General features: G+C 70.2%; 20 protein-coding genes, 1 tRNA gene and 2 pseudogenes. 11 read left to right on the top strand and 12 right to left on the bottom strand.

The window, feature by feature from the left end; translation table 11 throughout:
• Positions 1-32 precede the first annotated feature (32 nt).
• Complete coding sequence (locus tag ACUN0C_RS01260; protein ID WP_445464496.1) at positions 33-503, top strand: NUDIX domain-containing protein; 471 nt, start codon at positions 33-35, stop codon at positions 501-503.
• Positions 504-570: 67 nt separating this feature from the next.
• On the opposite strand, the gene ACUN0C_RS01255 is transcribed toward ACUN0C_RS01260, so the two are convergent.
• The 3 genes from ACUN0C_RS01255 to ACUN0C_RS01245 form a co-directional block, all read right to left on the bottom strand.
• Positions 571-648 (bottom strand) — tRNA-His (locus tag ACUN0C_RS01255).
• Positions 649-784: 136 nt separating this feature from the next.
• Positions 785-1,363 carry a translation initiation factor IF-3 gene (gene infC, locus ACUN0C_RS01250; protein ID WP_445464854.1) on the bottom strand — a complete coding sequence of 193 codons (579 nt, stop codon included), beginning with the start codon at positions 1,361-1,363 and terminating at the stop codon, positions 785-787.
• A 111-nt stretch (positions 1,364-1,474) separates the two neighbouring features.
• Positions 1,475-2,656, bottom strand: coding sequence for a glycosyltransferase family 4 protein (locus ACUN0C_RS01245; protein WP_445464495.1), 1,182 nt, complete (start codon positions 2,654-2,656; stop codon positions 1,475-1,477).
• Between the two features lie 73 nt (positions 2,657-2,729).
• Here ACUN0C_RS01245 and ACUN0C_RS01240 point away from each other — a divergent pair, with 73 nt between their 5' ends.
• From ACUN0C_RS01240 to ACUN0C_RS01205, 8 genes are all read left to right on the top strand, one after another.
• Entirely contained in the window at positions 2,730-3,509 is a 780-nt protein-coding gene (locus ACUN0C_RS01240; protein WP_445464494.1) for an alpha/beta hydrolase, read from the top strand.
• 95 nt (positions 3,510-3,604) lie between these two features.
• Entirely contained in the window at positions 3,605-4,276 is a 672-nt protein-coding gene (locus ACUN0C_RS01235; protein ID WP_445464493.1) for a phosphoribosylanthranilate isomerase, read from the top strand.
• Positions 4,277-4,299: 23 nt separating this feature from the next.
• A complete protein-coding gene (gene trpB / locus ACUN0C_RS01230; protein WP_445464492.1) occupies positions 4,300-5,517 on the top strand; it encodes a tryptophan synthase subunit beta in 1,218 nt (405 codons plus the stop codon).
• Positions 5,518-5,646: 129 nt separating this feature from the next.
• Positions 5,647-6,654 carry an ATP-binding cassette domain-containing protein gene (locus ACUN0C_RS01225; RefSeq protein WP_445464491.1) on the top strand — a complete coding sequence of 336 codons (1,008 nt, stop codon included), beginning with the start codon at positions 5,647-5,649 and terminating at the stop codon, positions 6,652-6,654.
• A complete protein-coding gene (locus ACUN0C_RS01220; protein WP_445464490.1) occupies positions 6,651-7,463 on the top strand; it encodes an ABC transporter permease in 813 nt (270 codons plus the stop codon). The genes ACUN0C_RS01225 and ACUN0C_RS01220 overlap by 4 nt, the downstream gene beginning before the upstream one ends.
• 97 nt (positions 7,464-7,560) lie before the next feature.
• Positions 7,561-8,397, top strand: coding sequence for a tryptophan synthase subunit alpha (trpA, locus tag ACUN0C_RS01215; protein ID WP_445464489.1), 837 nt, complete (start codon positions 7,561-7,563; stop codon positions 8,395-8,397).
• Positions 8,398-8,407: 10 nt separating this feature from the next.
• Positions 8,408-9,355, top strand: coding sequence for an acetyl-CoA carboxylase, carboxyltransferase subunit beta (gene accD / locus ACUN0C_RS01210; RefSeq protein ID WP_445464488.1), 948 nt, complete (start codon positions 8,408-8,410; stop codon positions 9,353-9,355).
• Between the two features lie 4 nt (positions 9,356-9,359).
• Positions 9,360-10,679, top strand: a complete 1,320-nt coding sequence (locus ACUN0C_RS01205; protein WP_445464487.1) for a bifunctional folylpolyglutamate synthase/dihydrofolate synthase — start codon at positions 9,360-9,362, stop codon at positions 10,677-10,679.
• Between the two features lie 34 nt (positions 10,680-10,713).
• On the opposite strand, the gene trxA is transcribed toward ACUN0C_RS01205, so the two are convergent.
• The 7 genes from trxA to ahcY form a co-directional block, all read right to left on the bottom strand.
• A complete protein-coding gene (gene trxA, locus ACUN0C_RS01200; RefSeq protein ID WP_445464486.1) occupies positions 10,714-11,037 on the bottom strand; it encodes a thioredoxin in 324 nt (107 codons plus the stop codon).
• A 51-nt stretch (positions 11,038-11,088) separates the two neighbouring features.
• Positions 11,089-14,592 (bottom strand): double-strand break repair helicase AddA, encoded by a 3,504-nt coding sequence (gene addA / locus ACUN0C_RS01195; RefSeq protein ID WP_445464485.1) that lies wholly within the window; start codon positions 14,590-14,592, stop codon positions 11,089-11,091.
• Complete coding sequence (addB, locus tag ACUN0C_RS01190; RefSeq protein ID WP_445464484.1) at positions 14,585-17,716, bottom strand: double-strand break repair protein AddB; 3,132 nt, start codon at positions 17,714-17,716, stop codon at positions 14,585-14,587. Before addB ends, addA begins: the two co-directional genes overlap by 8 nt.
• A gap of 4 nt (positions 17,717-17,720) precedes the next feature.
• Positions 17,721-18,440 (bottom strand): nucleotidyltransferase family protein, encoded by a 720-nt coding sequence (locus ACUN0C_RS01185; protein WP_445464483.1) that lies wholly within the window; start codon positions 18,438-18,440, stop codon positions 17,721-17,723.
• A 20-nt stretch (positions 18,441-18,460) separates the two neighbouring features.
• Positions 18,461-19,960 carry a tRNA (adenosine(37)-N6)-threonylcarbamoyltransferase complex ATPase subunit type 1 TsaE gene (tsaE, locus tag ACUN0C_RS01180; protein WP_445464482.1) on the bottom strand — a complete coding sequence of 500 codons (1,500 nt, stop codon included), beginning with the start codon at positions 19,958-19,960 and terminating at the stop codon, positions 18,461-18,463.
• 4 nt (positions 19,961-19,964) lie between these two features.
• Positions 19,965-22,454 (bottom strand): ATP-binding protein, encoded by a 2,490-nt coding sequence (locus ACUN0C_RS01175; protein WP_445464481.1) that lies wholly within the window; start codon positions 22,452-22,454, stop codon positions 19,965-19,967.
• A 157-nt stretch (positions 22,455-22,611) separates the two neighbouring features.
• Positions 22,612-24,024: an adenosylhomocysteinase gene (gene ahcY / locus ACUN0C_RS01170; protein ID WP_445464480.1), complete on the bottom strand. Its 1,413-nt coding sequence runs from the start codon at positions 24,022-24,024 to the stop codon at positions 22,612-22,614.
• Positions 24,025-24,216: 192 nt separating this feature from the next.
• Between ahcY and ACUN0C_RS01165 the strand changes: the two genes are divergently transcribed.
• The gene (locus tag ACUN0C_RS01165; RefSeq protein ID WP_445464479.1) at positions 24,217-25,182 is read left to right on the top strand and encodes an alpha/beta hydrolase family protein; all 966 of its coding nucleotides are present in this window, start codon (positions 24,217-24,219) and stop codon (positions 25,180-25,182) included.
• 16 nt (positions 25,183-25,198) lie between these two features.
• On the opposite strand, the pseudogene ACUN0C_RS01160 reads toward ACUN0C_RS01165, so the two are convergent.
• Positions 25,199-25,782: pseudogene (locus ACUN0C_RS01160) on the bottom strand (DUF1003 domain-containing protein).
• A gap of 308 nt (positions 25,783-26,090) precedes the next feature.
• Positions 26,091-26,348, bottom strand: a complete 258-nt coding sequence (locus tag ACUN0C_RS01155; RefSeq protein WP_445464865.1) for a hypothetical protein — start codon at positions 26,346-26,348, stop codon at positions 26,091-26,093.
• On the opposite strand from ACUN0C_RS01155, the pseudogene ACUN0C_RS01150 reads away from it, so the two are divergent.
• Positions 26,233-26,727 (top strand): annotated as a pseudogene (locus ACUN0C_RS01150) (DUF1127 domain-containing protein); the annotation flags it as partial. The gene ACUN0C_RS01155 and the pseudogene ACUN0C_RS01150 sit on opposite strands and share 116 nt — an antisense overlap.
• Between the last annotated feature and the right edge of the window lie 192 nt (positions 26,728-26,919).

Raw genomic sequence — 26,919 nt, 5'->3', positions numbered from 1 at the left:
GCCGCCGTTCTCCTGGAACCCGGGGACGCAACATGCCCAAGGTGAGCGCCGGTCTCCTGCTCTACCGCTCCACGGAAGACGGGATCGCCGTGCTTCTCGTGCATCCGGGTGGACCGTTCTGGCGGAAGCGCGATCTCGGCGCCTGGTCCATTCCGAAGGGGGAGGCGGAGCCCGGCGAGGACCTCGCGGCGGCGGCGGCGCGTGAGTTCTCCGAGGAGCTGGGTGCGGTTCCCGACGGCGCGTTCGTGCCGCTCGGCCGGGTCAGGCAGCGCGGCGGCAAGGACGTGGAAGCCTTCGCGCTCGAGGCCGATTTCGACGTCTCGCACATCCGCAGCAACACGTTCGAAATGGAATGGCCGCCGCGCAGCGGGCTGAAGCAGGCGTTCCCCGAGGTCGACCGGGCGGAGTGGTTCGCGCTGCCGCTTGCCCGCCGGAAGATCCTGGGGAGCCAGCTTCCGATTCTTGACCGCCTGGAGCGGGCCTGCCGCGGCGAACCGGACTGAGTGCGTGCGACCGGAGCATCGGGTCCGGCCGGTTCAAATCCGCGAGAACCTGAATTCGTGGGGCTTTTGGTACAGCCGGGTGGACTCGAACCACCGACCTTCGGAGCCACAATCCGACGCTCTAACCAAACTGAGCTACGGCTGCTAGAAAAGACATCGGGTGCCGGAGCCCCCGATGCGCGCGGACACTATTCAGTCGCCCTGCCCATTTCAAGTGCGTAGGGCGAGCGGGAGGTCGGCGCGGACGCGCGGACGGGCCCGCGTCGCCACACCGGCCCCGTTCAGGCGGTCGCCGCCGGCCTCGCCGCCGCCGCCGCCTTCTGCGGCGCAGGCGCGAGGATCATGATCATCTGGCGGCCCTCGAGCTTGGGTTCCGCTTCGACCTTCGAGGCCTCCGTCAGTTCGTCGCGAACCCTGACGAGAAGCTGGAAGCCGAGTTCCTGGTGCGCCAGTTCGCGGCCGCGGAACCGCAGCGTCACCTTGACCTTGTCGCCTTCGTCGAGGAAGCGGCGAGCCGCCCGCATCTTCACCTCGTAATCGTGGGTGTCGATGTTCGGCCGCATCTTGATTTCCTTGACCTCGACGGTCTTCTGCTTCTTGCGCGCCTCGGCCGCCTTCTTCTGCGACTGGAACTTGAATTTCCCGTAATCGAGGATCTTCACGACCGGCGGACGCGAGTTCGGCGAGATCTCGACGAGATCGAGCCCGGCTTCGTCCGCGAGACGGCGGGCTTCGTCGATCGGCACTATGCCGCGGTTCTGGCCTTCATGATCGACCAGCTGGACCTGCGGGATACGGATCTCGTCATTGACGCGGGGCCCCTCCTTGACCGTCGGGGGTGCACGATAAGGTCGACGAATGGTCCAATCTCCTGAATTGTTGCGGATACGGGATATAGGCGGTTTGCGTGCGCAAAACCACCTTTGTGGCCAGAATCCGGGCTTTTACCCTCGGAGTCAACCGGCTCCCGATCAAGGCCCGGCGCTATCGGGACGGTTGTGGCCCGGTCGCGACAACAGGACATCGTCGTAGAGGGCGAGAGTCGCGTCGACCATCGCCGCGACCGAGAATGCCGCCGCATGCCGCCGCGCGCGCCGCGAGAGAGCGACGCGCTCGCCCGGCGTGAGCGCCAGCGCCTCCGCGATCGCCGAAGACAGCGCGACCGGATCCCCCGGCGCCACGTGCCAGCCGGTCCGCTCGCTCTCAGGGACGTCGGGCGGGACGAGGACGGTTTCGGTGACGGCGCCAAGCGCCGTGACGACGACGGGGACACCCATGGCCTCGGCCTCGACGGCCGCACGGCCGAACGCTTCCGGCGCGACGGACGCCACCACCGCGACATCGGCCATCGACAGCGCCGCCGGGACATCCTCGATGTGGCCGACCAGGACGACGCGGCCGGCGAGCCCCTTCTCCGCGATGGTCTGCTCCAGCTGCCGCCGGTAGCCGGCGCGGCCCTGGTCGTCGCCGGCAAGAACCACCATCAGGTCGGGGATGTCGGCGAGCGGCGGGAGGGCGGCCGCGTCGATCAGCACGTACTGCCCCTTCCACGCCGTGAGGCGGGCCACGTTGAGGACCACCGTCTCGCTGCCCGACAAGCCCCAGGCCTTTCGCAACGCGTTTCGGCGCTCCGAGGCGACGGCGTCGGGATCGAAATGCGTGAGGTCGGTGCCGCGGTGGATGACGGCGATGTCCCGGCGCCGAATCCCGTAGCGCTCGGCGACCAAGTCCGCCGTGTAGGCCGAGTTGGCGATCACCCGCTCGCCCCGGGCCATCACCGAATTGTAGAAGCGCTTGGCTCGCCCCTTCTCCGCATAGATGCCGTGATAGGTCGTGACGAAGGGAACGGCGGCGGCACGGCAGGCGAAATAGGCGGACCACGCCGGGGCGCGGCTGCGGGCATGGACGATGTCGACGCCGTGCGCCTCGACGGCGCGGCGCAGCCGTACGGCGTTGAGGACGATGTCGAGCGGGTTCTTGGCCCCGAGCGGCATCCTGATCAGTTCGCCGCCGAGCCGGGCGAGCTCGCCCTCCAGCCGCCCGCCCGCGCTCGCGACGAGCGCCCGGTCGCCGCGACGGACCAGCCCCGCGGCGATATCGAGCGTGGTGCGCTCGGCGCCGCCGGTGTCGAGGCCCGGGATCACCTGCAGCACCGTGGCGGGTCGGGCTCTTGACCGCGTCGGCAGGATTGCGCACCTCGGATGACGGCAGAGCAAGAGACATAGAATGGGCGAACTGAGATTGGAACAGCTCACGGTCGGCCAGGACGGCGAGGCGCGGCCGATCTGCGTGCTCCATCGCGCCGGCAAGGCGCCCGGCCTGTTCTGGCTCGGGGGTTTCCGCTCCGACATGGCGGGCACCAAGGCGGAGGCGCTCGATGGATGGGCCGGCCGCAGCGGGCACGAGATCACGCGCTTCGACTATTCGGGGCATGGCCGCTCGGGCGGCCGCTTCGAGGACGGCTCCATCACGCGCTGGCTGGAGGAGGCGGCGGCGGTGTTCGACCGCTGCGCCCACGGCCCGCAGATCGTCGTCGGCTCGTCGATGGGGGGCTGGATCGCGCTCCTCCTGGCACGACAGCTCAGGGAACGCGGCGAGGCCGAGCGCCTGGCCGGAATGGTGCTGCTCGCGCCGGCCGTCGACATGACCAAGGACCTGATGTGGGACCTCTTCGACGAGGCGGCGAAGCGGGACATCGCGGAGCGGGGCTATCACCTGCAGCCCTCCGCCTATTCGGACGAGCCTTACCGACTGACCCGGCTCCTCATCGAAGACGGCGGGCGGCACCTCTTCGGGCCCGGGCCGGTCGAGGTCGGCTGCCCGGTGCGGGTGATCCAGGGCAAGCTCGACCCGGACGTGCCCTGGACGCACGCAACGGCGCTGATGGAGCGCCTCGCCTTCGACGATGCCGTGCTGACGCTCGTTCCCGACGGCGACCACCGGCTGTCGCGGCCGGAGGACATCGCCGTCCTGCTGCGCACCGTGGAGGACCTGGCGGCCGGCTGACGCTTGCCGATCCGGCCGCGGCAACCTACCTCCGGAAAGGCGCGCCGAGCCCCGCTCGTTGGACTTTTCCGCGCTTTCGTGCCACGGACGCGGCGATGGTGAGCGAGATCAAGATCTGCGGAATCTCGACGCGCGAAGCGCTCGACGCGGCGATCGGCGCGGGTGCGACCATGGTCGGGTTCGTGTTCTTCGACCGCAGCCCGCGCGCGGTCACGCTCGGCCACGCCGCCGCGCTCGCCGGCCGCACCTGCGGCAAGGTCGGCGTGGTGGCGCTCACCGTGGATTCCCCGGACGACGTCCTTGCCAAGATCGCGGAGGATCTCCGGCCGGATTTCATCCAGCTGCACGGCGCCGAGACGCCGGAACGCGCCGAGGAGATCCGCCGCCGTCACGCCGTCCGGGTGATGAAGGCGATCGGGGTCGAGGGGCCCGATGACCTTGAGCGCGCGCGGGCCTATGCCGGCTCGGTCGACGCGCTCCTCCTCGACGCCAAGCCGCCGAAGGGCGCCGACCGGCCGGGCGGCAACGCTATCGCCTTCGACTGGCGGCTCATCGCCGGCTTCGACCCGGGCGTGCCGTGGATGCTCTCGGGGGGGCTCTCCGCGACGAACGTCGCCGAGGCTCTCCATGTCAGCCGGACACGCGCGGTGGACGTCTCGTCCGGCGTCGAGCGTGCGCCGGGCGTCAAGGACCCGCGCCTCATCCGCGAATTCGTCAATGCAGTCCATGCCGGCGATCCCGACCGGCTCACGGCGATAGCCGCCTGAACAGACACGGAGCCGATCCGCACGTGAACGAGCAGCCGAATTCCTTCCGCACCGGTCCCGACGAGCGTGGCCGCTTCGGCCTCTATGGCGGCCGCTTCGTCGCCGAGACGCTGATGCCGCTCATCCTGGAGCTGGAGCAGGCCTATGCCGAGGCGAAGGACGATCCCGCCTTCCACGCCGAGCTCGCCCATCTCGGCAAGCACTATACCGGCCGTCCCAGCCCGCTCTATTTCGCCGAGCGGCTGACCGCCCATCTCGGCGGCGCGAAGATCTACTTCAAGCGCGACGAGCTGAACCACACGGGCAGCCACAAGATCAACAACTGCCTCGGCCAGATCCTGCTCGCCAGGCGCATGGGCAAGACGCGCATCATCGCGGAGACCGGCGCCGGCCAGCACGGCGTCGCATCGGCGACCGTCTCGGCGCGCTTCGACTTCCCCTGCGTCGTCTACATGGGCGCCACCGACGTCGAGCGGCAGAGGCCGAACGTCTTCCGGATGCGCCTGCTCGGCGCGGAGGTGAAGCCGGTCACGGCCGGCGCCGGCACGCTGAAGGACGCCATGAACGAGGCGCTCCGCGACTGGGTGACGAACGTCGACACGACCTATTACCTGATCGGCACGGCGGCGGGCCCGCACCCCTACCCGGCGATGGTGCGCGACTTCCAGTCGGTCATCGGCACGGAGCTGAAGGAGCAGATCATGGAGGCGGAGGGCCGCTATCCCGACGCTCTGGTGGCGGCGGTCGGCGGCGGCTCCAACGCGATCGGCCTGTTCCACCCCTTCCTCGACGAGCGCGACGTGGCGCTCTACGGCGTGGAGGCCGGCGGCCACGGCATGGACGTGCCGAACGGCCACGCGGCGTCGATGAACGGTGGCCGTCCGGGCGTGCTCCACGGCAACCGCACCTATCTCCTTCAGGACGACGACGGCCAGATCCTCGAGGGCCACTCGATCTCCGCCGGCCTCGACTATCCGGGGGTCGGGCCGGAGCACTCATGGCTGAAGGACACCGGCCGCGTCACCTATGTGCCGGCGACCGACCGCGAGGCGCTGGAGGCGTTCCAGCTCTGCACGCGGCTGGAGGGCATCATCCCGGCGCTCGAGCCGGCGCATGCGCTGGCGCATGTGATCCGGCTCGCGCCGAACATGGCCAAGGACCAGATCATCGTGATGAACATGTGCGGCCGCGGCGACAAGGACGTCTTCACGGTCGGCAACATCCTGGGCTTCGATCTCTAGCGGGGCGGGGCGTCCGACGGAGCGGGTTCGCCGCGGCCCCGGCATCGGGCGATGTCGGTCGCGGCGGCACTGCCGCTCCTCGCGCGCTCACGAACCCGCCGATCGGCCCGACCTGACAGGACCGGTTCGATGAGCAACGCAGCGGACGGCGTGCCCGCCGTCACTCCCTCCGCGTCGGCCGTGTTTGCGCGCGGGCTCGCCAAGAGCTTCGGCGCCAACCGCGCCGTCGCCGGCATCGACCTCGATGTGCAGCGCGGCACGATCTTCGCCATTCTCGGGCCGAACGGCGCCGGCAAGACGACGCTGATGCGGATGCTTGCGACGCTCACGAGCCCCGACGCAGGTTCGGCGACGATCGCCGGGCACGACCTCATCGAAGCGCCCCACGCGGTGCGCGGCGCAATCGCGATGACGGGGCAGTTCGCCTCGCTGGACGAGGACCTGACCGGCCGCGAGAACCTGCTTCTGCTTGCACGCCTGTGGGGCTTCAAGGGCCGCGCGGCGAGGGCGCGGGCCGACGATCTGCTCGCCGCCTTCGATCTCTCGGAGGCCGCCCGCAAGCAGGTCAGGCACTATTCCGGCGGCATGCGCCGGCGCCTCGACATCGCCGCCTCGCTCGTCGTGACGCCCGAGGTGCTCTTCCTGGACGAGCCGACCACCGGCCTCGATCCCGGTGCGCGTCAGGAGGTCTGGCGGATGATCCGCGCACTCGCCGGCGCGGGCGTCACCATCCTCCTGACCACCCAGTACATGGAGGAGGCCGACCAGCTCGCCGCCCGGATCGCGGTCATCGACAAGGGCAGGAAGATCGCCGAGGGCACGAGCCGCGAGCTGAAGGCGGCCACCGGCTCCGGATGGCTCCATGTGGCGGTCGGCGATCCGCGGCGGCTGGAGGAAGTCGCCGGGCTGCTCGGCGCACGCTTCGGCGACGTGCAGCGGAACCCGGAAGGGGGCACGCTGTCGGTCGTCGTCGCCAGCACGGGCGCGGCGAGCGAGGCGCTTGCCGAGATTGCTGCCGCCGGCATAGAGCTGACGCAGTTCTCGATGGGATCACCCACCCTCGAAGAGGTGTTCTTCGCCCTCACCGGCGACAGCAGGCGCCTCGAGGCAACGATGCCGGAGGAGGGTGCGGCGTGAGGGACCAGGGGACCGCGAACCTCGACCGGAAGCTTTTCGCCCCGCGGCCCGCGCCGCCGTCGGCCTTCTTGAACGCGCTCGCGTTCGCGTGGCGCGCCGTCCTGAAGTTCAAGCACGTGCCGGAGCAGCTCTTCGACCTCGTGATGACGCCGATCATGTTCACGCTGCTCTTCACGTTCGTCTTCGGCGGCGCGCTCGCCGGCACGCCGCGCGAATACCTGCAGTTCTTCCTGCCGGGCATCCTCGTTCAGACCGTCTGCTTCAACGCTGTCTATTCGGGCATGAACCTCTCGACCGATCTCGGCAAAGGACTGTTCGACCGCTTCCGCTCGCTGCCGATCTGGTCACTCGCGCCCTTCGCGGGGCTGATCGTCGGCGACATCGTGCGCCACCTGATCGCCGGCGGAATCATCCTCGCGATCGGCCTCGCCCTCGGCTACCGGCCGGCCGCCGGCCTGCCCGGGATCCTCGCCGCCTTCCCGCTCCTCTTCGTGATCGGTTTCGGCATGGGCTGGATATTCCTCGTGCTCGGCCTCCTCATCAGGACCCCGATGACGGTGATGACGGTCAGTTTCGCCTTCCTGTTCCCGCTGGTCTTCGCTTCCAGCATCATGGTTGCCCCGGAAACGATGCCGGGCTGGCTCCGCGGGTTCGTGGAGGTCAACCCGGTCTCGCTGATGGCGGCCGCGATGCGCGGGCTGATGAGCGGCGAAGCGACGGCCGGCGAGGTGCTGCTTGCCCTCCTTGCACCGGCGGCGCTGACGCTGCTCCTCGCGCCGGTGACGCTCGTCCTCTATCGCCGCAGGTGAGAACGCGAACCACCCATGCCGACCGCGCTCTCCGGCCCGCGGCCGGCACCCGCCACGCCGGCATTTCCTGCCAATTGATCTTGTGTTAGCGGAAGCCATGACCCGCATAGACCGCCGCTTCTCAGACCTCGACAGAGCCGCGCGCCCGGCGCTCGTGACCTTCGTCACGGCCGGCGATCCGGACTACGACACCTCGCTTGCGATCATCCGGGGCCTTCCCACGGCAGGCGCCGACGTGATCGAGGTCGGGATGCCGTTCTCCGATCCGATGGCCGACGGGCCGGCCATCCAGGCCGCGGGCCTGCGCGCGCTTCACGGCGGCCAAACGCTCGCCAAGACGCTCGCCATGGTGCGCGCGTTCCGCACGGGCGACGACGAGACACCCATCGTGCTGATGGGCTATTACAACCCGATCTATTCCTACGGCAACGAGCGTTTCCTCGCCGATGCCAAGGCGGCCGGGGTCGACGGGCTGATCGTGGTCGACCTGCCGCCCGAGGAGGACGAGGAACTCTGCATTCCGGCAATGCGGGCCGGGCTCAACTTCATCCGGCTCGCCACCCCGACCACCGACGACAGGCGGCTGCCGGCGGTGCTCGCCAACACCTCGGGCTTCCTCTATTACGTCTCGATCGCGGGCATCACCGGCACGGCCGCCCCGGATACCGGCCGCGTGGCGGACGCCGTCGCGCGGATCAAGGGCCATACCCGCCTGCCCGTCTGCGTCGGCTTCGGGGTGAAGACCCCGACCCAGGCTGCCGCGATCGGCCGCGCCGCCGACGGCGTCGTGGTCGGCTCGGCGCTGGTCGAGGCGATCCGCGCGAGCCTCGACGAGAGCGGACGGGCGACGGAGCGGACGGTGCCTGCGGTGACGGACCTGGTGGCGAGCCTCGCGCAGGGCGTCCGCGCCGCCCGCCAGATCGCCGCGGAATAGGAGCGATACCTTGAACTGGATCGAGAACGTCGTCCGGCCGAAGATTCGCGGGCTGTGGCCGAAGCGCGAGACGCCGGACAATCTCTGGGTCAAGTGCCCGGAGACGGGCGAGATGGTGTTCCACAAAGACCTGGAGGCGAACCAGTTCGTCTTTCCGGGTTCGGGCTATCACCAGCGCATGGACGCGCCGGCGCGCCTGCGCAGCCTGATGGACGGCGCCGAGTGGGAGACGATCCCGAGCGCCACGGTGCCGGTCGACCCGCTCCGCTTCCGCGACGAGCGGCGCTACACCGATCGCCTGAAGACCGCCAAGGCGAAGACCGGCCGCGATGACGCCTTCGTGGTCGCCGCCGGCGAGATCGAGGCCGTGCCGGTCGTGGTCGCCGTGCAGGACTTCGATTTCATGGGCGGCTCGCTCGGCATGGCCGCCGGCGAGGCGATCATCTGCGGGGCCGAGGCCGCCGTCGCGCGGCGCCGGCCCTACATCCTCTTCGCCGCCTCCGGCGGCGCCCGCATGCAGGAGGGCATCCTTTCGCTCATGCAGATGCCCAGGACCACCGTGGCCGTCGACCAGGTGAAGGAAGCGGGCCTGCCCTACATCGTCGTCCTCACCAACCCGACCACCGGCGGCGTGACGGCGTCATACGCCATGCTCGGCGACGTCCACATCGCGGAGCCCGGCGCGCTGATCGGCTTTGCGGGGCCGCGGGTGATCGAGCAGACCATCCGCGAGAAGCTTCCCGAGGGGTTCCAGCGTTCGGAATACCTGATGGAGCACGGCATGGTGGACATGGTCGTGCATCGGCACCAGCTCCGCGCCACGCTCGCGCGCATCTGCCGGCTCCTCATGAAGCTGCCCGAGCCGGCGCCGCTGGAGCTGCTCCCGCCGCCGAGCGAGGACGCTCCGGAGGCAGAGCCGGTCGCGGAGGAGAAAGACGCCGCCCCGGCGGCAGCCTGACGCCATGACTGACCTGGAGGCGATGCTGGAGGCGCTCGGCGCGCTCCATCCCCGCCGCATCGACCTCTCGCTCGATCGCATCCTGCGCTTGCTGGAACGGCTCGGGCGGCCGCAGGACCGCCTGCCCCCCGTCATCCACATCGCCGGCACCAATGGAAAGGGATCGACGCTCGCCTTCCTGCGCGCGATGACGGAGGCGGCCGGGCTGACGTCCCACGCCTACACCTCGCCCCATCTCGTCCGCTTCAACGAGCGCATCCGGCTCGGGCACCCGGGCGGCGGCCGGCTGGTCGAGGACGACGTCCTCATCGATGCGCTCGAAAGGCTCCGCAGCGCGAATGGCGACGAGCCCATCACCGTCTTCGAGGTCACGACCGCCGCCGCGCTCCTGCTCTTTGCCGAACACCCGGCCGATCTCAGCCTGCTCGAGGTCGGGCTCGGCGGCCGCTTCGACGCCACCAACGTGATCGACCGCCCGCTCGCCGCGGTCATCACCAATATCAGCCACGACCATGCCGACTTCCTCGGCGACGACCTGCTCGGCATCGCCCAGACCAAGGCCGGGATCCTGAAGCGCGGCCGCCCCGGCATCGTCGGCCCGCAGGACGAACACGTCATGGCGATGCTCCGGGTCGAGGCCGACGCGGCCGGCGCCACCCTCTTCGAGAACGGCCAGGACTGGTCGGCCTACGAGGAGCGCGGCCGGCTCGTCTACCAGGATACGGACGGTCTTCTCGACCTCCCCTTGCCGCGCCTTTCGGGCGCGCACCAGATCGACAATGCCGCCACCGCCATCGCCACGATCCGCCGGGCGGGGCTGGACGTTCCCGCCGCCGCCATCGAGGCGGGCCTCGCCGCGGTCGACTGGCCGGCGCGGCTGCAGCGCCTGCGATCGGGTCCGCTGGTGGAGAGGGGTCCGGCGAACGCCGATTACTGGCTGGACGGCGGCCACAACCCTGCCGCCGGCCATGTGCTCGCCGCCGCCATGGCCGAGATGCAGGACCGCCACGAGCGGCCGCTGGTGATGATCGCCGGGATGCTCACGAGCAAGGACCCGCAGGGCTTCTTCGCGCCCTTCGCCGGGCTCGTCCGCCACGTCATGACCGTGCCGGTGCCGGGCACGGAATCCGGCTTTCCGCCCGGGCGGCTCGCCGAGATCGCGATGGCGGCGGATCTTCCCGCCCGGCCGGCGCCGAGCGTCGCGGCCGCCCTCGACCGGCTCCGCGGCGACTATACGGGCATGGCGCCGCCGCGCATCCTGATCTGCGGCTCGCTCTATCTCGCGGGATCCGTGTTGAAGGAAAACGGGCCGCTCCCCGTCTGAGGCGCGGCCCGGATCATATCCGACTGCAGAGCAATCAGCCGGTGGTCTTCTCGATCCACTTCTGCAGGTCGCTCTTCGGCCCCGCGCCGACTTTCATGTCGACGGCCTCGCCGTTCTTGAACATGATGAGGGTCGGGATGGAGCGCACGCCGTACTTGGCGGCCGTGCGCTGGTTCTCGTCGACGTTGATCTTCACGATCTTCACGCGGCCGTTCATCTCGGTCGCGATCGATTCCAGATGCGGGGCGATCATCTTGCAGGGGCCGCACCATTCGGCCCAGAAATCGACCACGACCGGCTCGGCGGCGCCAAGCACGTCGGTCTCGAAACTCGCATCGGTGACGGCGGCAGTAGCCATCTCGTTCTCCAGGGAATCCGTTCCGTTCACCGGAACGTAGAAACCGGACCCTCACCGGTCAAGGAAACCCTCCGCAACACCGATATGCGCCAATGCCGCATCCATCGCGGCCGGCGGGATCTCGATGATTGCGGGACCGGCGGTATAGACGAGCGTGGCGCGGACCGGCCGCCCCGGCGCGATGCGCGCGACGAGGTGCCGGTAGAGCGCGAGCTGGAGGACATAGGCAGGGTCCACTTCGGCGGCCGAACCGGGCACCGCACGGTTCGTCTTGAAGTCGAGGATGTGCGCGCCGCCCGCGTCGAGGAACAGGCGGTCGACCTGGCCGCTCACGGCGAACGCGCCTCGTTCCGTCGCCAGCCGCCCGACGAGCTGGACCTCGGCCCGGCTCTCCGGGCCGAACAGGCCGGCGAGGGCCGGATGGTCGAGCACCGCCAGCGCCTGCGCCTTCAGTTCCGAGCAGACCGCCGGGTCGGGATGATTGGCGGCGAGATAGCGTTCCGCGGCCGACGCCCGCTCCTCCGCCGCAAGCGCCGGAAGGCGCTCCAACAGGCGGTGGACGAGGCGCCCGCGGATGAGGGCCTCGCTGTCGGCCGCCCCGAAAGCCATCCCCTCGGCGGCGCTCCGCGGCGGATCGGGCTCGGCGAGCGCACTCGACGGCCTGAGCGGCTCGGGCGCCGGCGCCGGCGACGGCGCCGGCTCGTACAGCCAGGCGGGGGGCCGAGCGTTCTCGGGACCGGCCCGCTCTCCCTCCGGGGCGGGATCGCGCGCCGGGCGCGGCGGATCGGGCCAGAGGAACGGCGCGGCGATCTCCTCCGTCTCCGGATCACGCGCCACGTCCGGCGGCAGGAGCGCGCGCGCGACGAGGTCGTACCAGCAGCCCTCGACTTTCGTCTTCTGCCGCACCCCGCAGACATAGAGCCGGTCGCGGGCGCGCGTCATCGCGACATAGAGGAGCCGCCGGTACTCGTCGGTCGCATCCCGGTCGGCCGCCGCGTCGGCGCGGTGCTGCGCCGCCGGCGCTTCGTTGCCGCGCCGCCGCCAGAAGAAGGCGGGCTCGTCGCGGCTGCCGATCGGGACGAGCGCGCTCCTGTGGCTCGGATGCGTGATCCGGCTGCCGGTGTCGACGAGGAACACGACGTCGGCTTCCAGCCCCTTTGCGCCGTGCACGGTCATCACCCGCACCCCGCCGGCGGTGTCGTCGAGGTCGCGCTTGAGGTCGCCGGAGCCGGCCCGCATGAAGGCGACGAAGCCCTGGAGCGAAGGCGGCTCGGAAGCCTCGTAGGCGAGCGCTTCGCCGAGCAGCGCGTCGAGCACGTCGTCGGCCTCGCCGCCAAGGCGCCGGCGGAAGTCGCGACGGGCCCCGTCGGGCCCGAGGACGGTGGCGAAGAAGCGGAACGGCGGCACCTGGTCGGCCATGGCGCGCCAGCCGGCGAGCCGCTCGTAGGCGAGATGGTGGCGCTCGCTGCCGCTGTCGCGGAGCGCCTGCCAGAGGCTCTTGTGGCCACGCTCCGCGGCGACGGCCAGGAGCTCCTCCTCGTCGAGCCCGATGAGCGGGCTCTTCAGCACGGCCGCGAGCTGGAGGTCGTCCTCCGGCAGGAGCATGACGTCGGCGAGTGCGAGCAGGTCGAGCGCCGCGATGTGGGTGGCGACGGCGACCCGGTCGGCACCCGCCGCGGGGATGGCGCGGGCCTTGAGCGCGCGGTTGATGGCGGTCACGAAGGCGTCGCGCTTGCGGGTGAGGATCAGGATCTCGCCGGGCTTCACCCGCTTGCCCGACCGGAGCGGCCGTCCGCCGAGCAGCGCCTGCACCTCGGCCGCGATGGCATCGGCGAGCGCCGCCTCGGCTTGCGTCGGCGCGTCGAGCGGCGTCGTCCAGTCCTCCGGCTCGGGCGCGTCGGCTTTCAGGAAGCGCGGCCACAGGATCACCTCGCCGGGCTCGTCCAGCCGGTGCGCGGAATGGGCGACGTAGTCCGTCGTGACGCTCGCCTCGAGCTCGCCCGCGAAAACCCTGTCGACGGCCTCCAGGATCTCCGGCGTCGAGCGGAAGGACAGGAAGAGCGGCGCATGGGAGAAGGGATGGTCGATCCCCTTCGCCGCATCATGGAAGTGCCGCTCCATCTCCGAGAGCATGCGCGGGGCGGCGCCCTGGAAACCGAAGATCGACTGCTTGTCGTCGCCGACGGCAAAGACGGAGCGCAACGTGGCGACAGCGCCGGCACCGCTGAAGAAGTCGCCGGCGAGCGACTTCACGATCTCCCATTGCGCCGGACTGGTGTCCTGGGCCTCGTCGACCAGGATGTGACGGATGCGCGCGTCGAGCTTGTAGAGCACCCATTCGGCGGCGTCGGCGCGCGAGAGGAGGTTGCGGGTCCGCGCAATGAGATCGTCGTAGTCGAGGAAGCCGAGCCGGTTCTTGGCCGCGCGATAATGGCCGAGAATGGCGTCGCCGACCCGCAGCAGCGCCTCCGTCGCGTCGAAGGTGCGCGCCGCCGCGAGCCGGCGGGCGAGCGGGATGAGCCGGTCCGCCTCGGCCGCAAGCCGCTCGTCGAGCCCCGGAACGCCCTTCCTGAAGGCCGATCCGAAGCGATGGGACAGGCTGTAGCACCGCCATTCCCCCGGCTCGTTGTCCGGGCGCAAGAAGAAGACGAATCGTGCCGCCGCCTCGGCCACCGGTCCATCGGCGCCGAGAATGCCCGCAAGGTCCTTGGCGGCGCCCACGTCGTATTTGTGGGTCGCCGCCGTCAGGGCCCCGACGAGCTCGCTGCAATCCGCGTGAGCCCAATGGGCCGCCTCGCAGATAACGCGACAGAGGCTTTCCTCGGTGTCCTCCGGCGCGAGGCCGAGGCGCTGCCGGAGGTCGAGGAGCGCGTCGTCTATCCCGCCGGCTTCGCCGATGGTCGCCGAATTGGCGATCCAGCGCTGGAGCTCGCTGCGGCAGGCGATGACGGCGGAGACGGCCTTGGCGATCTCCTGGTCGCCGGCGCTCTCCGCGAGCTTCCGCAATGCGCCGGACAGGCGCGCGTCACCGTCCTGGGCGCGTGCCATGATGGCCTGCTGCGCCTCGAAGAGCAGTGCCGCGGACGCGGTGTCGTCGAGGATCTCGAACTGGGCCGGGACGTTCGCCTCGAGCGGGAATTGGTGCAGGAGCCGCTCGCAGAAGGCATGAATGGTCTGGATTTTCAGGCCGCCCGGGGTCTCCAGCGCCTGGGCGAAGAGCCGCCGCGCGCGCTCGAGATCGCCCGGTCCCGGCGCCCGTCCCTCCAGGTCGCGGATGGCTCGTGCGAGGTCCGCATCCGGCATGGTCGCCCACGTCCCGAGTGTGCCGAAGACCCGACGGGACATTTCGGCGGCCGCCGTGCGCGTGAACGTCAGGCACAGGATCGTCGCGGGATCCGCTTTGGCCAAGAGCAGCCGGATGACCCGGAGCGTCAGGACGTGGGTCTTCCCGGAGCCGGCATTCGCGACGACCCAGGCCGAGCGGCGCGGGTCGGATGCGACGCGCTGGCGATGCTGGGTGCGCGCGAGCGGGTCGTCCGTCTCCAGGTCAGTCATCGGCGCTCTCCAGCGCCCATTCGGCGATCCGGGCAAGGTGGTCGTAATCGCCGCCGAACTGGCGGCCGAGCTTCGGGATCTTGCGCGAGAGATAGGGCGTGTCGGCCGATCCGAAGGCGGCGATCAGCTCCCGCAGCCGGGCTTCCGTGGTGGCGATCGTCTCGCGCAGCGTCACCTCCGGTTTGTCGCCGCGGGCCTTGCGCATGCCGCGCGCGCAGATCTCCGGCCCGTCGCGGTGGCCGGCCAGGCGGTAGTATTCGAGCCGCGCCACCTCCGCCTTCGGAACGCCCGAGAAGGCGCCCGCCTCCACGAGGATCGCCTCGAGCGGCAATTGCGGCGAGAGCGAAAGCACCTCGTCGATCCCCGGGGGCTGCCCGGTCTTGTAGTCGATCACGGCGAGCGTGCCGTCGGCGAGGCGGTCGATCCGGTCGGCGCGTCCGGTGAGGACGAAGCCGTCCCGGACGTCGAAGCGGGCCGAGGATTCCACGATCCGCTCGGCGATCTCGCCGCGGTCGGCTTCCGTCTTGACGAACCAGCGCGCGATCCGCTCGAAGCGCGGCCGCCACACCGTCGCGACCTCGGGATAGTCGCGATACTCGGCGAAGACCGCATCCGCGATGATGCCGAGCCGGGCCTCGGCAACGCCGTCGAACGGGCCTGCGGGCCGCTCCTTCACGAAGCGTTCGAGGATGGCATGGACGACGGTGCCGCGCTCGGCCGCGTCGAGCTCCTTCGCGATCGGCTCGAACGGCCGAAGCCCCAGCACGTGCCGGGCGTAGATCGCATAGGGGTCGCGGATCAGCGTCTCGATCTCCGTGACGGAGAGCCGCGACGGCCTGAGATGGACCGCCGGCCGCGGCGCTGGCCGCGGCGACGGCGCGACCGCAGGGCCGGCATCGTCGAGGGCGCGTGCCCAGGCGAGGACATCCTCGCCTCGGCCGCACAGGGCCCCCGCGAGATCGGCGCCGGCAAAGGCGAGCAGCCGCTGCAGCCAGCGCGAGGCGACGCGCGGCTGGTTGTCCTCACGGCGCGCGCGGGTGATCCACACCGTCCGGTGCCCGAGCGCCTGCGCGAAATCGTGCGCCGAGAGCCCGATCCGCCGCTCCGGCGGCTCGAGAGCCATGGCCGCGCGCATCGTCCGCGAGAGAAGAGGGTCGAGGCGCGTCTCGCTCGGCCAGGTGCCTTCGTTCAGCCCGCCGAGCACGATCGTGTCGACCGCCTGCAGCCGCGCCTCCAGCGCGCCCCAGATATGGATCCGCGGATCGGCACCGCCGCGCCGGCGCACCACGGCCGCCTCGATCAGTGCGCCGAAGAGCGCCGGGTATTCGGCAGGTGCTATGGCCGGGCCCGCGCCTGCCGCCGCCCGGATCGCGGCGACGGCGTCAAGGAGCACGGTGCCGGCCTCGCCTTCCGGAACGTCCGCACCGGAACCGCCTGGCCCCCTTGCCGCCGCATCGAGCGCCGCGACATGAGCCTCGACGAGCGCAGCGAGAGGGACCTCGCCGTCGCACGCGGCGAGCCGCTCCAGCGGTTCGAGCGCGGCGGCAACGCGCTCCGCGAGGCCGGTCGCCGCCCGCCAGTCTGCCGCGGAAAGCCCACGCGCCGCGCGCGTCTGCTGTCCCGCCCATTCGGCCGCCTCGTGCTGAGGGCGCCGGCCCTCCGCCAGAGCGAGCGCTCGGCGGAGGGCGGCGGTCCCGGGATTGAGCCGCGGTCCCCGCAGCACCGCCCGCTCGAGCGCGCGCGCGCCCTGGTGGGCCTGCACGCCGGTCAGCCCGAACCGCGCCAGCGGGTGCTTCAGCAGCGCGAGCAGGCTTTCGGCGCGGGTGCCGCCGAGACCGACCTCGGCGACGAGGCGCGCGAATACGCCCGGCGCCGTCGCGGCAAGCGGCACGCCGCCGGAATCGTCGACCTGGATGTCCCAGCGCCGCAGCTCGACCGCAACGCGCCGCGCGAGCCGGCGGTCCGGAGTGACGAGGGCCGCCACGGAGCCGTCGCGGCTGGCGGCCTGCCGCAGGATCACGGCGATGGCGAGCGCCTCCTCGCGCTCGTTCGCGGCTTCGACCAGGGCGACACCGGCAAGCGCGTCGTTCTTCTCGTCGGCGCCCATCGCCTCCGGTGCAACCCAGAGCGGGGTTGTTTCGGCCGGCCGGAGCGCCTCCGACACGAACCGCGCCCGCAGCGCGAGCGGCCGCGGCGCCTCGGCGAGCGGCCGCACCCCGGCACGCTCGACGCCGAGCCGGGCGAGCAGCCGCTTCAGTCCCGCCTGGGGATGGCCGGCCGCGGCGGCGTCGCCCTGCGGCTCGCCGACCAATCGCCAGCTCGCCTCGTCGAGATCGCAGTCGAGGCCGGGCAGGACGACGGCCCCGTTCGGAAGCTGCGCCACGACGGCCAGCAGCTCCGCCGTGGCCGGCACCGATCCGGTCGTACCGGCGGCGATCACGGGGCCCCGTGAGCCGGAACGCAGGAGGCGATCGGCCTCGCCCCGGATGAGACGGTCGCGCCTGTAGCCGGGATCGACCATGCCTCTGGCCGCGAGGTGCTCCGGCCAGGCGCGCGTCACGATGTCGAGGAACTGCAGCGTGATCTGCCAGTAGCGCGTGAGGTCCGGCCCGAGATCGAGCGGAAGCGCCTGCCAGCCGGCGCCTTCCGTGCCGACCTGGTCGATCAGGCGCCCGAGCACGGCGGCGAGCCGCGCCGCGTCCGCCGCGGAGGCAGGAACGAGCAGCGGTTCGTCGTCGAAGCCCGCGGCGGCGCGGACCAGCGCGCCCGCCCAGCCCCGGACGAGCCCTGCAAGCGCGAGCTGGCGCTCCACGGGCGGAATTGCCGGCGGCAGATCGCTGACCGGCTCGTCGCCATCGGCGTCGAAGAAGCGGTCGTCCTCGTCGACGTCGCCGAGCGCCCGGATGCGCGGAAGCAGGACCGCCCCGCCGAGCCGCTCGAGGAAGATTCCGCGGATCGCCCGGGCCGAGCGGCGGGTCGGCAAATAGAGCGTGACGTCGGCGAGCGCGAGCGGATCGCGCCCCGCAGAAAAGCCGGCGACGAGGCGACCTTCGAGGAGAGCGTCGACCAGCGTCGCCAGGAACGGCGCGCCGGGCGGGATCGTGGCGACGTTCGGCGCTCTCATCCGGTCAGGCGGCGCTCTCCGCGATGGCGAGCTCGGCGGCTCGGACGGCGCGCGGCGTCTCGACGTTGATCCACAGCCCGTCGAGGCGGACGCCGTGGAGCCGCCCAGCCTCGATGGCCCGGTCGAAGAGCAGGTTGAGCGAGAACGGCCCCTCCGGGGCATCGGCGAACAGGCGCGGATGCAGGATCGCCGCCCCGGCATAGACGAAGGGCGCGACGGTGCGTTCGGCGCGGCGCGTCAGCAGGCCCTCCTTCGTCAGCACGAAGTCGCCGCGGCCGTCGTAGCCGGCGGAGGCGACGGTCGAGGCGACGAGAAGGAGCGCGTCCATCCTGTCCTCGTCCCAGCCGGCCATCAGCCATTCCATGTTGCTGCGGACGCCTTCCAGCCAGAACGAATCGGAGTTTCGCAGGACGAATGCGCCCTCCCCGAGCGCCGGCAGCGCCTTCACGATGCCGCCGCCGGTATCGAGCAGCTTTGCGCGCTCGTCGGAGACGATAATCCGCGGCGCCGAGCGGCGGGCGAGATGCGCCTCCACGAGGTCGGCGAGGTAGTGGACGTTGACCACGACCTCCTCGATCCCCGCCTCTGCGAGACCGTCCAGGCAATGGTCGATCAGGGCGCGGCCGCGGACCTCGATCAGCGGCTTCGGCGTGGTGGCCGTGAGCGGGCGCATGCGCTTCCCGAAGCCGGCCGCCAGCACCATTGCCGTCTTCGGTTTCAGCATTCCGCGCCTCCTGCCCGTCGTCACAGGATGGCGTCATACCAGAGGCGGACGCCGGACAGAACCGGATGGGCGAGATTGCGGCCGAGCACGGCTGCGACATGGCGACTGTGCCGCTCGTATCCGCCGCGGCCCTCCGCCCGGGCGAGCCGCGCGAAGGCGCCGAGCACCTTGGTCGCGCGCTGAGCCCCGAGGATCGCATAGGCAATGTCGAACGCGCCGGGATCGAACGACGGATCGGCGCACGTGCGGGCCGCGACGTAGCGCGCCTTCAGCGCCTGCTCCTCCTCCGGCGCGATCTGCACGCGCGCATCCTGAGCGAGCGAGGCGACGTCGTAGGCCGGGTGCCCGATCAGCGCGTCCTGGAAGTCGATGATGCCGACGCGGTCGAGACCCGCCGCATCGTCGATCCAGAGGATGTTCGGCGAGTGGAAGTCGCGCAGCACGAGCGTTTCGCCGGGCGGAAGCCGGTCGACCGTCTCGCCCCAGGACGCGAGGAATGCGTGGCGCTCCCCGGCCGTCCATGCGCCCGCGCGCCCCGGCAGGTACCAGTCGGCGAAGAGCGATATCTCCACGAGCAGCGCGTCGCGATCATAGGGCGGCACTGTGTAGTGGCCGTGTCCTGGCAGCGCGACCGTCCTCGGCCACGGACGCGCATGCATGTCGGAGAGGAGATCGATGGCGGCCTCGTAGCGCGGCAGGATGGGGCGGCCGTCGGCCGTCGCGATCCCCTCCGCTCCGAGATCCTCGAGAAGGACGAACCCATCCTCCGGCACGGCCGAGATCATTCCGGGCGCGTGCACCCCGGCGGCGCGGAGCGCGTGCGCGATGGCGAGGAAGGGGCCGACGTCGCGCGCCCGGTGCGCCACCTCGTCATAGGAGCGACCGCCATAGGCTGGCGCGCCTGCCGGCCGCGCGGGCGCATTCATCAGGATGGCGGTGCCGGCCTCCGCCGTCACCCGCTCGTAGGCCCGGCCGGAGGCGTCGCCCTTGATCGGGGCGCGGCTCGCGCCGCTCCATCCGACGCGATCGAGAAAGGCGCGGATCGAAGCGCTGCGGGCGAGCCGCTCCGCGAGCTCGGGCGTCGCGACGAGGCGCACCGTCCGCCCCTCGCCGTCGAAGCCGAGCGAGACGGCGAGGCAGTCGCGCGCGCCGAGATGGGGCGCGCGTTCCGGCCATTCGACCAGGAGCACGCCCTCCTGCAGCGCTTCCGCGAGCCCTATCTCCTCGATCTCCCCGGGATCGGCGATGCGGTAGAGGTCGGCATGGGTCACGCGCAGCCGCTCGAGCGGATAGTCGAGCCGGATCGGAAAGGTAGGGCTCGGCACCTCCAGCCCGGGATCGCAGGCGAGCGACCGGATGAGCGCCCGGGCGAAGCTCGTCTTCCCGGCGCCGAGATCGCCGGATAGCGTGACGAGGTCGCCTGCCTGCAGCGCGCAGGCGACATCCTGCGCCAGGCACGCCGTGGCCCTCTCGTCGGCCAGCCGGCCCTCGAAGACCGTTCGCGTGGGCTCGCCCGCCAAGGGCTCATTCCGCCGCGTCGGCGGCGACCTCCGTGACCTCGGGCAGGCGGACGATCGCAGTCGTGCCCTTGCCTTCCTCCGACTTGATGTCGATGGAGCCGCGGTGAAGCTCGACGAGGCTCTTCACGATGGAGAGCCCGAGCCCGGCGCCGTGGCTGTGGCCGGAGCGGCCGTAGGCCTCGAAGGGACGGAAGATCCTGGCGAGAAGGTCGGAAGGGATGCCGACGCCGTCGTCGTGGACGGTGTAGATGACCCAGCGCCCGCGCTTCTCGGCCTTCACCTCGACCTTGCCGCCGGCCTCCGAGAAGCGGATGGCGTTGGAAACGAGGTTGAAGAGGATCTGCCGGATCCGTTGCTCGTCCGCCTGGAACTTCCCGAGCCTGGCGGGGATGTCGATATCGAGCGTGATGTTCTGCTCGGCGATGCGGTCGCGCAGGCCCTCCACCGCGGCCTCGGCAACGCCCCTTATGTCCACTTCGCCGACGTCGAGCGTCATGATGCCGGCGTCCACGGTGGCGAGGTCGAGGATGTCGTTGATGATGGTGAGGAGCGCCGAGGAGGAGGACGCGATGTGGTCCATGTACTCGCGCTGGCCCTCGTTCAGCTTGCCGACGGTCTCGTTGGAGATCATCTCGGCAAAGCCGATGATGGAGGTCAGCGGCGAGCGCAGCTCGTAGGAGACGTGCTGGATGAACTCCGACTTCAGCCGGTCGGCGGCCTCGAGCGCCTCGTTCCGCTCCTTCAGCGCGCGCTGCACCCGGGCGGTGTCGCTGACGTCGACGAAGGTCAGCATGGTCATGCCTTCGGGCAGCGCGACCGTGGTGAAGTCGATGACGCTGTCGTCCGGCCGCTGCATCCGGCCGGAGACCGGCTCGTTATGGTCGAGATCGGTCACCGCGATCCGGATCGCTTCCCAGGTCGGCGGCTCGTTGTAGATCGCCGTGCAGTCGCGAATGATCTCGGTGACGTGCGGCTCCTGCTCGAGCTGCGCCGGCGAAAGGCGCCAGATGTTCGCGAAGACGGGGTTGAAGAGGCGGAGCCGCCCGTCGGTCCCGAACACCGCCACACCCTCGTTGAGATGGTCGAGCGTCTCGCCCTGGAGCTGGGACAGCGCGTTGACGCGGCTTTCGAGCGAGAGCTGCTCGGTGACGTTCTCGAAGATGTAGGTGATGCCGCCTTCCGCGTTCGGAACCGCCACCATGCGGAGCGTCCGCCCGTCCGGCAGATGCCACCAGTCCTCGCGCGATTCGATCGCCTGGTAGGCCGCGAGATGCCGGGCGCGCCATTCGCGGTAGTTCGCCTGCTCCGGCAGCTTGCGATCGGCGCGCAACCGGTCGAGCACGGCGCTCTCCTCGGGCTTGCCGTCGAGCCATTGCGAGGAGAAGCCCCAGAGCGCGCGATAGGCCTCGTTGTAGAAGAGAAGCCGACCGTCGCGGTCGAAGCTCGCGATGGCGGCCGCGAGCTGATCGAGGGTCTTGGCGTTCGATTCGGTGACGCGCTTCAGCTCGTCACGGACGGTTTCGACCTCCGACAGGTCGAGCGCGCAGCCGATCGAGCCGTCCTCGATCAGGATGTCGTAGACCTGCAGGCGCCGGCGCTCGCCCGCCATGATGGCGGTGACGCTCTCGTCGTAGCTGCGCCCGGCCCGGTGCGCCTCGCGCACGCCGTCCCTGGCGCGGGTCGGCAGCAGCTCGACGCCGGAATTCACCACGGCGTCGGCGTTCGCGGCCTCGACCGCCCGGACATAGGCCGGGTTCACCCAGGTCAGCCGGCCGATGCGGTTGCGCCGCCAGAGCGGGAAGGGCAGCGTCTCGGCGAGCGCACGGAGCGCCGTCACCTCCTTGATGATGAACGCCGCCTGCTCCTTCAGCTCGGCGAACGAGCGGCGGTCGCCCGTCAGCTCGCGGAACCGCAGGATCGCGCGCTTGCCGCTGGTTCTGCCGGAGACTTCCAGCGCCGCGCCGATCCGCGACCGGACCGCCATGTGGAAACCTTCGCCATAGCGGCGAAGCTTCTGGACCGCCTCCTCCAGCTCGCGGGCGTTCTCCGGCTCGAGCCAACGCGAGATGGCGAGGAACTCGGCGCGGTCGAACGGCGCACCGACGCGCTCCGGCAGCGACCCGAGCACCTCCGGCGGAGAGGCGCCGGAATCCCAGATGACCGTCTTCTGATCGTCCGCGGCGAGCAGGACCTCGGCGCGTTCGAGCCGGGCGGTGAGCTGCGCGATGCGCTCCTCCGCTTCACCGGCCCTGTTGTCGGCGCGCGCCCGCAGGAGGAGCCCGAAGCCGAGCGCGGCCGCACCGAGCGCGCCGGCGGTGATTGCAAGCCAGAGCACGTCCGCGACGCCGGAGCCGCCGGCCGCCGTGGTGGAGAGGGCCAATGCGCGGTGGCTGCCGCCGAGGACGACGGCGGCCGCACCCAGAGCGGCGAGCCCGGTCGGTCTCCATCTCAGGCCCTGCCGGCCCGCCTCGCCATCGGTCGTCCGCGCCGCCATCCGCCCCACCGCATCCGGGCCACCGAGATCCCGGACGAATCATCGTCCGACCTTACCCACTCGTCCGAACATCGGGAAGGCGGGCGCAGGATAGGGGCGGGAAAGGAAACGAAGCGTTAACCAAGAAAAGGAGGGGCCGAAGCCCCTCCGCCGCCGCTCAGTAGCGGTAGTGGTCCGGCTTGAACGGACCCTGGTCCGACACGCCGATATAGGCGGCCTGCTCGCCCGTGAGGCGGGTCAGGGACACGCCGAGCTTCTCCAGATGGAGGGACGCCACCTTCTCGTCGAGGTGCTTCGGCAGCACGTAGACCTTGTTCTCGTACTGGTCGGCCTTCGTCCACAGCTCGATCTGCGCCAGCACCTGGTTGGTGAAGGAGGCGCTCATCACGAAGCTCGGATGGCCCGTCGCATTGCCGAGATTCACCAGGCGTCCCTCGGACAGCAGGATCAGGCGCGTGCCGTCCGGCTTCTCGATCAGGTCGACCTGCGGCTTCACGTTGCGCCACTTGAAGTTCTTCAGGCTCGCGACCTGGATCTCGTTGTCGAAGTGGCCGATGTTGCACACGATCGCCATGTCCTTCATGGCGCGCATGTGGTCGATCGTGATGACGTCCTTGTTGCCGGTGGCGGTGACGAAGATGTCGGAGCTCGGGGCGACCTCCTCGAGCGTCTTCACCTCGAAGCCGTCCATCGCCGCCTGCAGCGCGCAGATCGGGTCGATTTCGGTGACCACGACGCGGGCGCCGGCGCCGCGCAGCGACTGGGCGGACCCCTTGCCGACGTCGCCGTAGCCGCACACGACCGCGACCTTGCCGGCCATCATGACGTCGGTCGCCCGGCGGATGCCGTCGACGAGGCTTTCGCGGCAGCCGTACTTGTTGTCAAACTTCGACTTCGTGACCGAGTCGTTCACGTTGATCGCCGGGAAGGGCAGCTGCCCCTTCTTCTGCAGGTCGTAGAGGCGCATGACGCCGGTCGTCGTCTCTTCCGAGACGCCGCGGATCGCCGCCTTCACCTTGGAGTACCAGCCGGGATTGCGCGCGAGCCGGCTGCGGATCGTCGCGTAGAGGTACTCCTCCTCCTCGTTGCCGGGATTGTCGAGGAGCGACGGGTCGCTTTCCGCCCGGGATCCGAGGAGCACGAGGAGCGTCGCGTCGCCGCCGTCGTCGAGGATCATGTTCGCCGGCTCGCCATTGGCGAACTCGAAGATCCGGTCGGCGAAGGTCCAGTATTCCTCGAGCGTCTCGCCCTTGTGGGCGAAGACCGGGATGCCGGCGGCGGCGATCGCGGAGGCGGCGTGGTCCTGCGTGGAGAAGATGTTGCAGGACGCCCAGCGGACCTCGGCGCCGAGCGCAGCGAGCGTCTCGATCAGCACCGCTGTCTGGATCGTCATGTGGAGGGAGCCGGCGATGCGGGCGCCTTTCAGCGGCTTCGACGGGCCGAACTCCTCGCGAAGGGCCATGAGGCCCGGCATCTCGGTCTCGGCGATCTCGATTTCCGTGCGGCCCCAACCGGCGAGCCCGATGTCCTTCACGGCATAGTCGCCATGCGTCGCAGTCAAGTCGTTCACGTCGTGCTCCTTGGCGTTTGCGCGCGCATTAGCACGGTCGGGGTCAAGCGGCAACCGGATATAAAGAAATGCTTATGTGTGAGTGTCTCGTACGACCGGCGGCGCGATGCGGGCCCGAACGGGCCGCACGCCGCTGTTGCGCAACGCACGCCCGCCGCTATCCTGCGGAAAACGCAAGGGAAGGAAGACCCGATGGAAGCGCAGATCGAAAGGGACTTGCCGGCGGACGGGGCCGGCGGACGACCCCAGGCCTTGTCGCCTGGCCTGTCCTTCACGGAGGCGGTGTCGGGCTCCGACATCCCGGTCCACTACACCTTCATCGAGGCGGTCGACGGCCTCTACGTGCCGGTCGGCCTGCGGCTTCCGCCGGGCGAGGGCCCCTTCCCGCTCGTGCTGTTCGCCTCCGGCAATGGCGGCGGCGGCCTCAGGCTGCTGCGCTGGTTCACCAACAACCGGAGCTGGACCCAGGAACAGTTCCTCAAGGCCGGCTATGCGGTGGCATGGCTGCGCTACCGGGCAGAGGTCGACTACGCCTACGACAAGCTCGGCAAGCTGGTCGAGGACCGGCGGCAGGGCCGGCAGCTCCTCAGCCGCGGCCCGCTCGAATACGAGGACGTCATCTCGGTCGTCGAGCACATGAAGACGCTTCCGTTCATCGACGAGGACAGCATCGGCTACATGGGATCGAGCCATGGCGGCGAGATGGTCTTCAAGATGGCGTCGGAATATTCCGGCATCGCGGCCATGATCGCGAGCGAGCCGGCCTGTCACGAGTTCCTCCGCCTCAGGCCGGACGAGACGGCCGGCATCAACCCGGAGACCGGCCTCCTCAACGTCGAGCGCATGCTGATGCGCAGCCCCGAGAAGGTCCGCCCGCGCATCACCGAGGAGGTGGCGCGGGAGCGGATGAGGACGATCGACACGCCGATCCTCGTCCAGGGGCGCGACGACGACGAGCTGCAGGGCATCTTCCGCGTCAGCTACGACCTCCTCGCCGAGCTCGGCAAGCCGGCCGAATGGGCGAGCTACGACCACGAGGACCACGGCTTCGTCTATCCGGAGCGGAACGCGGCCGGCATTTATGACCCGAACGAGGTCGCGAGACAGTCCGTCGCGGATTCGATCGCCTTCTTCGACCGGCATCTCCGGCAGCGCTGACCGGGTGCCGACGCCGTCACCCGGCGCCGGCCTCCTCCACCTCGGCGTCGATGTGGTCGAGCACGGCCTCCGGCGCAACTTGGCGCTTCGCCTCCCGTATCTCGTGGTCGTCGTCGGCTGCGATCCCCATCCGCTCGGCGATGGCCGACAGGAGTTTGACCGTCTTGGTGATCTCGTGCTCGGCGAGCAGGCTGATCTGGAGATCGAGCTCCGCCCGCTTCTCGGCCGCCGCCGCCATGCGGTTCTGGCTGATGAGGACGAAGGTGGAGAGGAAGATGGCCTCCACGGAAGCCATCATCGCGAGCATCACGAATGATGGATCCCACGCTTAAGGACCGGCACCCAGCCGAGATTGGCGACGATCCAGAAGCCGAAGCCGGCGAGGTGCAGATAGACGAAGGCCATGCTCCCGGTGAATCGGGTGATCGCCTCTGCGAGCCGCTCCTGCAGGGATGCGGCGTCGCGCTCCCGCGCCCGCCGCTCGCGGAGCGCCTCGATATTGCGACGGAGCACGGGCGCGAGCCCCTCCGGCCCAGGCGGCGGCACCGTCGGCGAGGCGGGCTGGCGCGCAGAGCGCGCGCCGTGCGGTTGTTCGGGCATGAGAACGATTGTCTGGCCTGTACCGGGAGAGACCAGAACCGACTGCTCCATCGCGCGGTTCCGGGCGCGACCTTCCTGCGCCTCGCCTGCCTCGCCCGCGAGCGGCCCGTGGCGGGAAGCCGGATCCCGCGGGCATTGGGCAGCGCGTCGGCTCGTGACGGTAATCGGCTATGCACCGGCCGCGGCACTTCTGCCATCCCGACGAGGAGATCGCTTCCCGGCCGGCGTAGTTGCAGAATAAAACAACGGATGTACACAAACTACATCACTGATCTTATTGTATTACATGATATTGTTTCGCGTTTTCCTTATTCGGAGGCATGAACCGAACGCGGAGCAAAAAGACTTTTTTCCTGTGACTTGATCTTTTCCTTCATAGACCCCATGTTGGGAGCATGGTGATCGAGATCACATCCGGATTGCGTTCGTCGGCAGGTCGCCTGCTGACCCATGGGCTGCCCGAGCGGGCATAGGCAGCCGAACTCATCCCGCTCGGGGTCACAGCAAGCATCCAGATCAGTGACATCGAGAGCGACCGGAGGTCGCTGGAGGATCATCATGCCCATTCGCCAGAATCTGACTCTCGTCGACAGAGACCGACCGTCCGACGCTGAACACGTCTGCCGCGCGGTTTCTCTTAACCGCGACTCCAGAGCGAACGATCTGCGCTGGCCTGCGCCGGGTGAGCCCAGCGAGCACCGCGGGCGCGCCCGGCAGCTGCAGGCGCAGGCGCTGCGCGAGCTTCTTTCGGGTATTCCCCGGTGGATCGCGACAGGCGTGCGCCGGCTGGCGGCGATCGCGGCCTCCTTCCAGGAGGCGTTGGGGGACGCCGTTGCAGCGCGTCGGACCTTCGAGGAGCTGTCGCGCCTGAGCGATCGCCAGCTTGCCGACATCGGGCTCACGCGCGACGACATCCCTGCCGTCGCCGTCCGGCGTCTGCGCGGAAGCGACGGCTCCGCGACGCAGCCCGGGTCCCGCCCGGACGTGGCTTCGGACGAGCGCGTCGGGCAGGAGGTCCGCAAGGCTGCGTGAGGCCTGCCGTGCCGCGTGGGGCGTTCCCCGCCCCCGCGGAATCCAGCATTTACGCGAAGCGGGAGGGCGGATCGCTCCCCGGGTACCCTCGCGATCGCCGCATCC

It is taken from the genome of Faunimonas sp. B44 (assembly GCF_052655945.1).
The sequence above is the reverse complement of the archived record's forward strand: the minus strand, read 5'-3'. Positions and strand labels throughout refer to the sequence as shown.

Coding starts and splice junctions, on each gene's coding strand:
- ACUN0C_RS01155 (WP_445464865.1), bottom strand. CDS start 26,348: ATGGGCATGATGATCCTCCAGCGACCTCCGGTCGCTCTCGATGTCACT.
- ACUN0C_RS01260 (WP_445464496.1), top strand. CDS start 33: ATGCCCAAGGTGAGCGCCGGTCTCCTGCTCTACCGCTCCACGGAAGAC.
- ACUN0C_RS01185 (WP_445464483.1), bottom strand. CDS start 18,440: ATGCTGAAACCGAAGACGGCAATGGTGCTGGCGGCCGGCTTCGGGAAG.
- ACUN0C_RS01225 (WP_445464491.1), top strand. CDS start 5,647: ATGAGCAACGCAGCGGACGGCGTGCCCGCCGTCACTCCCTCCGCGTCG.
- addA (WP_445464485.1), bottom strand. CDS start 14,592: ATGACTGACCTGGAGACGGACGACCCGCTCGCGCGCACCCAGCATCGC.
- ACUN0C_RS01240 (WP_445464494.1), top strand. CDS start 2,730: ATGGGCGAACTGAGATTGGAACAGCTCACGGTCGGCCAGGACGGCGAG.
- ACUN0C_RS01175 (WP_445464481.1), bottom strand. CDS start 22,454: ATGGCGGCGCGGACGACCGATGGCGAGGCGGGCCGGCAGGGCCTGAGA.
- trpA (WP_445464489.1), top strand. CDS start 7,561: ATGACCCGCATAGACCGCCGCTTCTCAGACCTCGACAGAGCCGCGCGC.
- trxA (WP_445464486.1), bottom strand. CDS start 11,037: ATGGCTACTGCCGCCGTCACCGATGCGAGTTTCGAGACCGACGTGCTT.
- ACUN0C_RS01165 (WP_445464479.1), top strand. CDS start 24,217: ATGGAAGCGCAGATCGAAAGGGACTTGCCGGCGGACGGGGCCGGCGGA.
- ACUN0C_RS01205 (WP_445464487.1), top strand. CDS start 9,360: ATGACTGACCTGGAGGCGATGCTGGAGGCGCTCGGCGCGCTCCATCCC.
- ACUN0C_RS01235 (WP_445464493.1), top strand. CDS start 3,605: ATGGTGAGCGAGATCAAGATCTGCGGAATCTCGACGCGCGAAGCGCTC.
- addB (WP_445464484.1), bottom strand. CDS start 17,716: ATGAGAGCGCCGAACGTCGCCACGATCCCGCCCGGCGCGCCGTTCCTG.